The organism is Pseudomonas sp. Seg1, from assembly GCF_018326005.1.
Lineage (GTDB): Bacteria > Pseudomonadota > Gammaproteobacteria > Pseudomonadales > Pseudomonadaceae > Aquipseudomonas.
Map to the genome: position 1 here is coordinate 4589178 of NZ_AP021903.1, position 11670 is coordinate 4600847.

Annotated in this window: 9 protein-coding genes; 8 read left to right on the plus strand and 1 reads right to left on the minus strand. The window is 58.6% G+C overall.

Going from position 1 to position 11670, the window contains the following annotated elements:
- Positions 1 to 2: 2 nt before the first annotated feature.
- Entirely contained in the window at positions 3 to 1715 is a 1713-nt protein-coding gene (locus KI231_RS20550) for a cation:proton antiporter (RefSeq protein WP_103304768.1), read from the plus strand.
- On the opposite strand, the gene KI231_RS20555 is transcribed toward KI231_RS20550, so the two are convergent.
- Complete coding sequence (locus KI231_RS20555) at positions 1712 to 2920, minus strand: ammonium transporter (protein WP_213026193.1); 1209 nt, start codon at positions 2918 to 2920, stop codon at positions 1712 to 1714. The genes KI231_RS20550 and KI231_RS20555 overlap by 4 nt on opposite strands.
- A 305-nt stretch (positions 2921 to 3225) precedes the next feature.
- Between KI231_RS20555 and KI231_RS20560 the strand changes: the two genes are divergently transcribed.
- The 7 genes from KI231_RS20560 (at position 3226) to KI231_RS20590 (ending at position 11623) form a co-directional block, all read left to right on the plus strand.
- Positions 3226 to 3540, plus strand: coding sequence for an ElaB/YgaM/YqjD family protein (locus tag KI231_RS20560; RefSeq protein WP_103304766.1), 315 nt, complete (start codon positions 3226 to 3228; stop codon positions 3538 to 3540).
- A 2-nt stretch (positions 3541 to 3542) separates the two neighbouring features.
- On the plus strand, positions 3543 to 3929 hold the full coding sequence (locus KI231_RS20565) for a phage holin family protein (RefSeq protein WP_103304765.1): 387 nt from the start codon (positions 3543 to 3545) through the stop codon (positions 3927 to 3929).
- On the plus strand, positions 3926 to 4264 hold the full coding sequence (locus KI231_RS20570) for a hypothetical protein (RefSeq protein WP_213026194.1): 339 nt from the start codon (positions 3926 to 3928) through the stop codon (positions 4262 to 4264). The genes KI231_RS20565 and KI231_RS20570 overlap by 4 nt, the downstream gene beginning before the upstream one ends.
- Positions 4265 to 4388: 124 nt before the next feature.
- Positions 4389 to 5552, plus strand: a complete 1164-nt coding sequence (locus tag KI231_RS20575; RefSeq protein ID WP_213026195.1) for an EAL domain-containing protein — start codon at positions 4389 to 4391, stop codon at positions 5550 to 5552.
- Between the two features lie 70 nt (positions 5553 to 5622).
- Positions 5623 to 6951, plus strand: coding sequence for a deoxyguanosinetriphosphate triphosphohydrolase (locus KI231_RS20580; RefSeq protein WP_103304762.1), 1329 nt, complete (start codon positions 5623 to 5625; stop codon positions 6949 to 6951).
- Between the two features lie 392 nt (positions 6952 to 7343).
- Positions 7344 to 7970, plus strand: coding sequence for a response regulator transcription factor (locus tag KI231_RS20585; RefSeq protein ID WP_103304761.1), 627 nt, complete (start codon positions 7344 to 7346; stop codon positions 7968 to 7970).
- 8 nt (positions 7971 to 7978) lie between these two features.
- A complete protein-coding gene (locus tag KI231_RS20590) occupies positions 7979 to 11623 on the plus strand; it encodes a transporter substrate-binding domain-containing protein (protein ID WP_213026196.1) in 3645 nt (1214 codons plus the stop codon).
- Positions 11624 to 11670 lie beyond the last annotated feature (47 nt).

Here is an 11670-nt window from a genome sequence, read left to right on the forward strand (position 1 = left end):
TAGTGTTTGCCAACCTGTTGATCATCCTCGCCTCGTCCCTCGTGGTGATTGCCCTGTTCCGTCGCCTGCGACTGCCACCGGTATTGGGTTACCTGTGCGTGGGATTGCTGGTCGGGCCAAGTGCATTCGATTGGGTCAACGAGAGTGAACATCTGCCCGATGTGGCTGAACTGGGCGTGGTGTTCCTGCTGTTTTCGCTGGGTCTGGAGTTTTCCCTGTCGAAAATGATTGCGCTGCGCCAGGTGGTGTTTCGCCTGGGCAGTCAGCAGGTGATGATCACAGCGGTGCTGTTGGGTCTGCTGTTGATGCTGCTGGGGATGCCGATGACGCCCGCTCTTTTGCTCGGTGCCGGACTGTCGTTGTCGTCCACGGCGATCGTCACCAAAGAGTTGGGCAGCCTCGGTGAGGTGTTCAGCAGCCACGGCCAGAATGCCGTCGGCGTTTTGCTGTTCCAGGACGTGGTTGCGGTACTGCTGCTGACCCTGGTGCCGGTGTTCGCCGGAAGCAGTGATCAGGCCTGGTACTGGGCACTGCCACTGACCCTGGCGAAAACCGTGGTGCTGTTTGTCGGGCTGCTGCTCGCCAGTCGCTGGCTGTTGCCTCGGCTGTTCCATGAAGTCGCCGCCTCGCGCTCGGCAGAACTGTTTGTGCTATTGGCGCTGGTGATTGTGCTGCTGACCGCATGGCTCACCCACCTGCTCGGCTTGTCCCCTGCACTGGGCGCATTTCTCGCCGGCATGCTGCTTGGCGAAAGCCATTACCGGCATCAGATCGAAGCTGATATCCGGCCCTTCCGCGACATTCTGCTCGGGGTGTTTTTTGTCAGCATCGGCATGCTGATCGACCTGCAATTGTTCGTCAGTCACAGCCTCTTGATCCTCGGCCTCACCCTCGGTCTGATGGTGATAAAGGGCATCGTGGTGGCGCTGCTGGTAAAGTGGCGCGGCAGTGACAGTGAAACGGCATGGCGCAGCGGTCTGGCCTTGGCTCAGGGTGGCGAATTCTGTTTTGCGCTGATGGCGCAGATGCAGCAAAACAATCTGATGCCTGCCGAGTTGGGCGCTCTGTTGCTCGCGGCGACATTCTGCTCGATGCTGCTGACGCCGCTATTACTGCGCGCGGCGCCACGCATTGCTTTGGCCCTGCACCGCAAGCCCAATCAGGAAGCACAGATCGAGGAGATCAGCGCGCTGAATGCCGACCTCGACAAGCATGTGGTGATTTGCGGATACGGGCGCGTCGGCCAATCCATCGGGCGCTTCATGCGTAACGCGAAGCAGCCTTATATCGCCCTGGACAACGACCCGGTGCGAGTACAGGAAGCAGCCGCCGGGGAAAGTGACGTGCATTACGGCGATTCTTCACGCGCCGATCTGCTCACCGCCGTCGGCCTGTTACGCGCACGTTTGCTGGTGATCGCCGTGGACCAGAGCGACATCGCCTTGCGCATCCTCAAGGAAGCCCGCCGCCTCAATGCGCATGTGCCGATCCTGGTGCGCACCCGCGACGACAGCCAATGGGCCGAACTGAAAGCCGCCGGCGCCACCGAAGTGGTGCCGGAGCTGTTGGAGTCGAGTCTGATGCTCGCCTCGCACGCGCTGATCATGCTCGGTCTGCCGGCGCATCAAGTGCAGGAGAAAGTCGATCAGGTGCGCATCGATCGCTATCGTCTGCTGCACGGTTTTTATCCGGGGGCCGACGATGAGGAAACCTAATCCTGACTCACGGCACCGATCTTGTGCAGCGACAGGTCAGCGCCGTAATACTCTTGTTCCTGACTCAGGCGCAGCCCATGCAGCGCCTTGATCACACCGTAAACCACAAAGCCACCGATCAGCGCTACCGCGACGCCGAGCGCGGTGCCAATCAACTGGCTGATCAGGCTGACGCCGCCGAGGCCGCCAAGTGCGGTCTTGCCGAAAATACCGCAGGCGATCCCGCCCCACACACCGCACAAGCCGTGCAACGGCCACACACCCAATACATCATCGATGCGCCATTTGACCTGCGCCGCGGTGAAGCACCAGACAAACATCGCACCGGCAATACCCCCGGTCACCAGAGCGCCAACAGGATGCATCAGATCGGAACCGGCGCAGATCGCCACCAGACCGGCCAAGGGGCCGTTATGCAGAAACCCCGGGTCGTTGCGCCCGACGATCAACGCCGCCACCGTGCCGCCAACCATCGCCATCAACGAATTGACCGCTACCAGGCCGCTGACACCTTGCAAGGTCTGCGCACTCATCACGTTGAAGCCAAACCAGCCGACAATCAGAATCCACGAGCCCAGCGCCAGAAAAGGAATACTCGACGGCGCAAAGGCCACCAGCCGGCCATCGCGATAACGCCCGTTACGCGGGCCGAGCAACAACACCGCCGCCAGCGCCAGCCAGCCGCCCATGGCGTGTACCACCACGGAGCCGGCGAAGTCATGGAACGCCGCACCGAACTGCGCCGTCAGCCAGGCTTGCAGGCCGAAGTTGCCGTTCCAGATCATCCCTTCGAAAAACGGATAGATGAATGCCACGATCAATGCCGTGGCGCACAATTGCGGAACGAAGCGCGCACGTTCGGCAATGCCGCCGGAAATGATCGCCGGGATGGCTGCGGCAAAAGTCAGCAGGAAGAAAAACTTCACCAGACTATAGCCATGATCGGCGCTCAGAACGGCCGCCGGCTGCATGAAGGTCACGCCGTAGGAGATCCAGTAGCCTATAAAGAAATAGGCCAGGGTCGAGACGGCAAAATCGCTGAGGATTTTCGACAACGCGTTGACCTGATTTTTCTGGCGAACCGTGCCGACTTCGAGGAAGGCGAAACCGGCGTGCATCGCCAGCACCATCACCGCGCCGATCAAGATGAACAACGTATTGGAGCTGTGAACCAGAGTCTCCACAGCGCTTTGCAGATTTTCCATAAAGAGGCAGACCTGAAAGGTAAAAAAGCACCAAAGCAGTTCATGCGGGCATTTCATGCACCAAGTTGCGACCAAGCAGTCACGGATCCGCAGGTCCGATGAACCGCTTTGGCGCACAAGGTCGATGTCCTGACACGAACCGGGATTATTTGAGTTAAGGTTTTGCGGCTTGCACGCCCGGCAACAGCGCACGACTACCGGGCAACGCACCACGACATAGCAAAAGCTGTACCAGTCATTTGTACTGAACCTTCGCGCAAGGCTCATACTCGAACGCTTCAGACGCCACTTACGGAGATCCAAACATGGCCAGCATCAAGGCAAAGACTGCTCAAGACATTCTGATGAACGATTTCCAGACACTGGTTGCCGACACCGAACGGTTGCTCGAACACACCGCCACTCTCGCCGGTGATCAGGCGGATGAGCTGCGTGAGCAGATCCACGAAAGCCTGTTGCGGGCACGGGAAACCCTGAAGCTGACCGAAGAAACCGTACGCGAACGCGGTCAGGCTGCGGTCACCGCCACCGAAGATTACGTATCGGCCAACCCTTGGCAGTCCGTCGGCATCGCGGCCGGTGTCGGCTTCCTGATTGGCCTGCTGGCTACTCGGCGCTGATCATGTCGATCGGTGAATCCGGCCCGACTGCGGGCACCGCATCCTCCACGCGGCGTCTGGGCGCCGCCGTTCTTGGCTTGCTGCACAGCCATGTCGAGTTGTTCGGCATCGAGTTGCAAGAGCAGAAAGCACGCACAGTCAGCCTGTTGCTGTTCGCAGGTCTGGCCCTGGTGTTTGCCCTGCTGTTGCTGGTCGGCTTGTCGACCTTGGTACTGATCGTGTTCTGGGACACCTATCGCCTGCCCGCGATCATTGGCCTGTGCGTGTTCTATACCCTGGCGGCGGCCTTCTGCGGCTTGCGTTTGAAGGCTGCGGTTTTCGATGAATCCTCGCCCTTCCATGGCACTCTGGAAGAATTGGCCAATGATCGGGAGCGCTTGCTGCCATGAGCCTGCCTGAACTTCCACACAACAGCTCGCGCCGGGAAATGAGCAAGGCGCTGATTCGTCTGCGCATGGAAATGCATCGGCAGGAAATTCGTCATGAAGCCGGGCAAGTGCTGCAACCCCTGCAGCGCATGCGCGGCATGACGCAAAACCTGCAAGGTGGTTTCGGCATCAAACACGCCCCGTTGTGGGGAGTGGCCGCTGTCACGCTGCTGGGTTTTATCACCGGTAAGGGCGCGAAAAGTGGCGGTGTCGGTGGCCTGACGCGGTTGGTTCGTCTCGGCACCAGCCTCGGGCCGCTGATCAGATTGGTCATGCTGAGTTCGGGCAAGCGCTGACCTGACGCATCTGGCTACATTCTTGCAATGACGGCGGGATGAACCTCTTTATCCAGAGGTTCAATCCCGTGCGCCTACCCGGTCGACGGGGTTCAGTCAGAACAAGAACGACTAAGGAGGCCCCGTGATCGACGGGCAACCGCTCGCCTGCTTTCAACCTTTCATAGATACCGCCACCGGACGCATTGCTGGCGTCGAAGCGTTGGGCCGCCTGCGCCAGGCCGATGGGCAACTGACGTCAGTCGGGCCGCTGTTTGCCGACCCGCGCACGCCGGCCATCGCTTTGCGTCGCCTCGACCGGCAGATTCGTGACAACGCCCTCAGCCGTTTGCACGAAGCCCCGGCGGACTGGTTTCTCAGTTTGAACATGTCGCCGCGCTGGATCAGCCGCCTGCGTTCCGACCAAGCCCTGCCCAGCCTCAAGCAGATGGCGCGGCACGGCGTCGATCCACAACGCATCGTGTTTGAAATCACTGAACTGGGCGGCAACAGCCAACGCCTGGCCGAAGTGGTGGCGCGGTATCGCGAGGCTGGTGCGCGAATCGCCATTGATGATTTTGGTGCCGGTTATTCGCAACTGGATCGCGTGCTGGCGCTGCAACCGGATATCCTCAAACTCGACATGCGCCTGTTTCAGGCCGCAGCTCTCGGCGGACCGAGCAGCGACGTGGTCAAGGCCCTGGCGCAGATGGCCGAGAAGACCGGCTGCTGGATCATTGCCGAAGGGGTCGAGACCGAGGCCCAACTGAATTTCGCGCTGGAGTGCGGGTCGCGTTATGTGCAGGGTTTTCTGTTCGCCCGGGCACAAGAGGCGTTTTACCCCACTGACGCGTTCGTGCACCGCTTCGCCGACCTGCGCCAACGCTATGTCCGGCAGAAACTGGCAGAACGCGGGCGTTTGATGCAAATGCGCCAGCAACTCGGCGAGTTGATGACGATCCTGCAAAGTTGGGCCCAGGCCCATGCGCCGCTCAGCGCATTGCCACAATTGGAGGCCTTCCCATGGCTGCTGCGGTTTTATCAGTGCGACCGCCACGGTACGCAACTGACGCCTAACCTGGAATGGCGCCATAACGGCTGGATCGCCGATGACCGCTATCTGGGGCACAACTGGTCATGGCGGCCGTACTTCTACCATTTGCTCGCCGAAGGCTGGGAAGAGCGTCGCCTGACCCTCTCAAACACCTACCGCGATGCCACCAGCAACCAGTATTGCCTGACGGCCGGGCAGTTCTTCGACAATGGCGAACGGCTGCTGCTGATCGACATTGATGCAGCGGGATTGTAGTTCCGCTTGCAGGTGCAAGGCCGAACCCGGAAGCTAGGGCAATTCAGCCATCAGACGGAGAGAATCAGCCTTGGATTGGCATACCCTGCTCAACCGCGAACGCCTCGGAAAGCCGCTGCACAGCCCGCAAGAACTCGGCCGCAGCCCTTTTCACAAAGATCATGACCGCATCATCTTCTCCGGCGCTTTCCGTCGCCTGGGACGCAAGACGCAAGTCCACCCGGTGACCAGCAACGATCACATCCACACGCGTCTGACCCATTCGCTGGAAGTCAGTTGTGTCGGCCGTTCACTGGGCATGCGCGTTGGTGAAACCCTGCGCGGCGCCCTGCCGGAATGGTGCGACCCCAGCGATCTGGGCATGGTCGTGCAATCGGCATGTCTGGCTCACGACATCGGCAATCCACCATTCGGCCATTCCGGTGAAGACGCCATTCGCCACTGGTTTCAACAGGCCGCCGGGCGCGGCTGGCTGGACGGCATGAGCGAAGCCGAGCGCGGTGACTTCCTCAATTTCGAAGGCAATGCCCAGGGTTTTCGGGTGCTCACTCAGCTTGAGTACCATCAGTTCGACGGCGGTACCCGCCTGACCTACGCCACCCTCGGCACTTATCTGAAATACCCGTGGACCGCCCGTCACGCCGACTCTCTCGGCTACAAGAAACACAAGTTCGGCTGCTATCAGAGCGAACTGCCATTGCTTGAGCAGATCGCTCACAAACTGGGTCTGCCACAACTGGAAGACCAGCGCTGGGCGCGTCACCCGTTGGTGTACCTGATGGAGGCTGCCGACGATATCTGCTATGCGCTGATCGACCTCGAAGATGGTCTCGAGATGGAGTTGCTGGAGTACGCCGAAGTCGAATCGCTGCTACTCGGGCTGGTCGGCGATGACTTGCCGGAAACCTATCGTCAACTGGGTCCGCAGGATTCGCGGCGGCGCAAACTGGCGATCCTGCGCGGCAAGGCCATTGAGCATCTGACCAATGCGGCGGCGCGAGCCTTCGTCGAGCAACAGGACGCACTGCTCGCTGGCACCTTGCAGGGGGATCTGGTCGAGCATATGCATGGCCCGGCCAAACGCTGCGTGCTGAACGCCAAAGACATCGCCCGCAAGAAAATCTTTCAGGACAAACGCAAAACCCTGCACGAAATCGGCGCTTACACGACGCTGGAGATTCTGCTCAATTCGTTCTGCGGTGCTGCGCTGGAACAACACAACGGGCGCACCCCATCGTTCAAGAGCCGTCGTATTCTCGATTTGCTTGGCAACAACGCACCGGATCCACAGGGTTCATTGCACACGTCCTTTTTGCGCATGATCGATTTCATTGCCGGCATGACCGACAGTTACGCCAGCGACATGGCGCTGGAAATGACCGGTCGCTCCAGTCACTGATCACACAATATTCAACTGGCCGGCAAGATCGGCCAGTTGACTACATTACAATCACTTGCAACGTCCGATATTAGAGTCGCCGCTCGCGTTTTCAGCGACTTGATGACGCAATGTAACTACATGATACAAACAACAAACTTTCCAGCAGCCACAAGCTTTAAACACCTACGAAAAAGTCTGTCATAGCCAGCATTTGCAAAACATTCAAAGCGAACTATAAACCGCTGCAAATCCCGCACTTCCTTACGTCGAACCTAGTTTGACCGTAGTCCCTTTCCTCATTAATTGTAGGATTAATCCGATAGCACGACTGAAGCGATGTCAGTTCATGCGAGTGCTCATTCATCTGAGCTAAGGTGCGCGCTTTATTCGTGCTTGTATGGGATTTTATTATGAACTCCGTTTTTATTGTCGACGATCACCCGGTCATCCGTCTCGCCGTTCGCATGCTGCTCGAACATGAAGGTTATAAGGTCGTCGGTGAAACCGATAATGGGGTCGATGCCATGCAGATGGTGCGCGAGTGCATGCCAGACCTGATCATTCTCGATATCAGCATCCCCAAACTCGACGGCCTGGAAGTGCTGGCTCGCTTCAACGCAATGAGTTCGCCATTGAAAACCCTGGTGCTGACGGCCCAATGCCCGACCTTGTTTGGTATTCGCTGCATGCAATCCGGCGCTTCCGGTTATGTCTGCAAGCAGGAAGACTTGAGCGAGTTGGTCAGTGCGATAAAAGCGGTACTTTCCGGTTACAACTATTTCCCAAGTCAGGCATTGAATCCGGTTCGCAGTGACGACATTCGTTATACGGAGCTGGAGCTCTTCAAGTCCGTCAATGATCGCGAGTTGATGGTTTTGCAATTGTTTGCCCAGGGTCGCACCAACAAGGAAATCGCCAAGGGCATGTTTCTCAGCAATAAAACCGTCAGCACCTATAAAAAACGCCTGATGCAAAAACTCAAAGCCAAATCCCTTGTAGAACTTATCGAGATGGCCAAACGCAACGCACTCGTGTGAGACCCCGCATGCCCAGTCGTTTAAAGGACTATTTAATGACATTGATCGCCGGCCTGTGCCTGAGCGCCAATGTGTTCGCCATGCCGGTTGCTTCACCGGGCTATGCCTTGCTCAGCCGATCGGCGAGCGAGTCAGTGCCCGTCGCGTTCGAACAGTCTCAACGACAGTGGCTGCAAACCCGTAGTGAGCTGATATTGGGCACTTCCGCGCCGGACTATCCCCCCTTCGACATGACCGTCAGCGGACACGATTATGAGGGCCTGACCGCCGACTATGTCGGCCTGCTCAGTCAAAGCACCGGTTTGCCGATCCGGGTCAAACGCTTTCCCTCGCGCGATGCCGCGATTCGCGCACTGGTCGACGGTCAGGTTGACCTTCTCGGTACGGCGAACGGCTATGAAGCGAATAACGCCAACCTCGCGCTTTCCGCACCCTACGCCAATGATCAGCCCGTGCTCGTCACCCGCGAAGACGATACCCGCTCCCTGACGAATGGGCTCGCGGGATTGCGCTTGAGCATGGTGTATCACTACCTGCCCTTGCACGAGGTCAAGGCGCTGTATCCCAAAGCGCTCATTACTTGCTACCCCTCCTACCAGAATGCAATCAACGCCGTCGCGTTCGATCAGGCCGATGTGTTTCTCGGCGACACCATTTCCACCCACTACATGATCAACAAGGGCTACCTGAACAACGTGCGCATGGCCAATTTCGGCAAGCAGGACGCTCACGGATTCAGTTTCGCCATACGTCGCAACAACCCGCAGTTGCTCGACATCGTCGACACCGTGCTCAAAGCCGTGCCACGCAGCGAACGCGAGAACATTGCCAAACGCTGGAGCGCTGGCAGCGATCTGCTGCTGACCGATCAAAAGCTGCAACTGACCGAACGTGAAGAAACCTGGCTCAAACAGCACCCCGTGGTGAAAGTGGTCGTGAACGAGGCTTATGCGCCGCTGACGTTCTTCGACAGTGGCGGCAATTTTCGCGGGATCAGCGCCGATCTGCTTGAACTGATCCGCCTGCGCACCGGCCTGCGTTTCGAGATCCATCGCAGTCGAAACGACGCCGAAATGATCAGACAGATTGACAGCCATCAGGCCGATCTCATCGCTGCTTTGCTACCCACTGCCGAGCGGGAGAAAACCCTCGATTTCAGTCGACCCTATCTGGAAAACTCTTATGTCCTGCTGACGCGCAAGAGCGCCGACAGCCCGACAAACCTGGGTCAGCTCAAAGGCAAACAACTGGCAATCGCCCAAGGCAACCCGATGGTCGAATACCTGCGACGCGAGTTTCCACGGATCCAGTTGATCGAAACAGCAGACACCTTCAGCGCTGTCTCGCTCCTTGCCGAAGGTCATGTCGACGGCGCGGTGAATTCACTGGTGATCGCCAACTACTTCATTTCTTCGCGGATCTTCGAGCGAGCACTCCAGATCACTACCACCATTGGCACCGGTCAGGCTGCGTTTTCTCTGGTCACCGCACGGGACAACACCGACCTGGGTTCGATTATCAACAAAGCGTTACTGAGCATTTCCCCGGAAGAACTGGGCGTGATCAATGGCCGCTGGCGCGGTTACTCCACCGCTTCGCAAAACATCTGGCGCAATTACCAGCGCCAGTTCTATCAAGTGATTATCGGCGCCTGCCTGCTCCTGCTGCTCTTGCTGGCCTGGAATGCCTACATGCGACACCAGATCAAGCAACGCAAGGCCGCCGAACGGGCCTTGAACGACCAGTTCGAATTCATGCGCTCGCTGGTCAACGGAACGCCGCATCCGATTTACGTCCGCGACCGCCAGGGTCTGCTGCAAAGCTGCAACGACAGCTACCTCGAAGCGTTCAATGCCAAGCGTGAGGACGTTATCGGCAAAAGCGTCATTCAAGGCACCTTGAGCAACGCCTTCGAAGCTCACGCCTTCCACGCCGATTATCAGCGAGTGGTTGCCGAAGGCACGCCGCTGCTGCTCGACCGACCGCTGCACATCGGCAACCGGCGCCTGACGATCTATCACTGGATACTTCCCTATCGCGATTCCAGCGGCGATGTGCAAGGCATCATCGGTGGCTGGATCGACATCAGCGAACGCCGTCAGCTGTTCGAAGAGTTACGCACCGCCAAGGAGCAGGCCGACGAGGCCAATCGCGCGAAAAGCACGTTCCTGGCCACCATGAGCCATGAAATCCGCACTCCGATGAATGCCGTGATCGGCATGCTCGAACTGACCCTGAGACGCATGGATCAACAGCATCCGGATCGCTCCTCGATCGACACCGCCTACCATTCGGCCAAGGATCTGCTCGGGCTGATCGGCGATATTCTCGACATCGCACGGATCGAGTCCGGTCGCCTGAGCCTGTGCCCGGAACGAGTCAATCTGGTCGACACGGTGACGTCCGTCGCGAGGATCTTCGACGGCCTCGCCCGGCAGAAGAATCTCGCCCTGCAAGTCATCTTCAATCCGCCGGATATGGCGGTCGATGTTCATCTTGATCCGTTGCGCTTCAAGCAAGTGCTGTCGAACCTGGTGAGCAATGCCATCAAATTCACCGAACAAGGCCACATCAGGATTACCGTGGATCTCATGACCACCGACATGACTGAGCGCGCGCTGATGCAACTGAGCGTTCAGGACAGCGGTATCGGGATCGCCGCAGAGGATCAGCAGCGCTTGTTCGAACCCTTCGCCCAAGCGGAAAACAGCCATCAGCAGGCCCGCAGCGGCGCAGGGCTGGGGCTGGTCATCAGTCGCAACCTGTGCGAAATGATGGGAGGTCAGTTGCAGCTGAGCAGCCAGCCCGGCATAGGCACGCAAGTCTGTGTTTCGCTGCCGCTGGAAACCTTGCCTGCACAAGTCAGCACAGCCAAGGACGAGCCCTCGATAAAGACATCCCAGACGCCCCTGCGCGTGCTGGTGGTGGACGACCATCCGGCCAACCGGTTGTTGATGTGCCAACAACTGGAGTTCCTCGGCCATCACTTCAGCATCGCCGAAAACGGCCGTAGCGGGCTGAAACTGTGGCAGGAAGGTGGCTTCGATCTGGTGATTGTCGACTGCAACATGCCGTTGATGAATGGCTATGAACTGACTCGCGCCATTCGCCAGCAGGAGCTGCAGAACCGCTGCCCACCCTGCATCGTGCTGGGCTTCACGGCCAACGCCCAACCCGAGGAAATCCAGCGTTGCAAACAGGCCGGCATGAACGATTGCCTGTTCAAACCCTTGAGCCTGAGTCTGCTTAGCCAGTGGGTCGATGGCATCACCCCGGCGTCTCGCCCCCCCGTTTTCAACCTGCAAAGCCTGAACATGTTGACCGGCGGCAGTCCTGCGCAGGCCAAACGACTGTTGGTTGAACTGCTCAAAAGCAGCCGTCTCGATCGCCAGGAACTGCTCGGACTGTCACCACAGCAGGATCGCGGCGCGTTGGCGGTGGTCGCCCACAAGATCAAGGGGGCGGCGCGCATCGCCCAGGCAGTGCGCGTGATCGAATGTTGCGAGGCCCTTGAACAAGCCTGTGCACAGGCAATGGACACCGATGAGATCAATCGCCGTTGCGAGGCGAGCAACCGGGCGATGGTCGAACTGGAGCAAGCCTTGCAGCAACAATTGGCATCGTCTGATCAAGGCGCAATGAGCTTGCCTTAACTATGCTTTGGCGCTGAGCAGTGAGTTAAACCATCATGGAGAACCGG

What these genes read in the sequence shown, in the direction of transcription:
- KI231_RS20555 (WP_213026193.1), bottom strand. Translation starts at nt 2,920, where the DNA reads ATGGAAAATCTGCAAAGCGCTGTGGAGACTCTGGTTCACAGCTCCAAT.
- KI231_RS20560 (WP_103304766.1), top strand. Translation starts at nt 3,226, where the DNA reads ATGGCCAGCATCAAGGCAAAGACTGCTCAAGACATTCTGATGAACGAT.
- KI231_RS20565 (WP_103304765.1), top strand. Translation starts at nt 3,543, where the DNA reads ATGTCGATCGGTGAATCCGGCCCGACTGCGGGCACCGCATCCTCCACG.
- KI231_RS20570 (WP_213026194.1), top strand. Translation starts at nt 3,926, where the DNA reads ATGAGCCTGCCTGAACTTCCACACAACAGCTCGCGCCGGGAAATGAGC.
- KI231_RS20585 (WP_103304761.1), top strand. Translation starts at nt 7,344, where the DNA reads ATGAACTCCGTTTTTATTGTCGACGATCACCCGGTCATCCGTCTCGCC.
- KI231_RS20590 (WP_213026196.1), top strand. Translation starts at nt 7,979, where the DNA reads ATGCCCAGTCGTTTAAAGGACTATTTAATGACATTGATCGCCGGCCTG.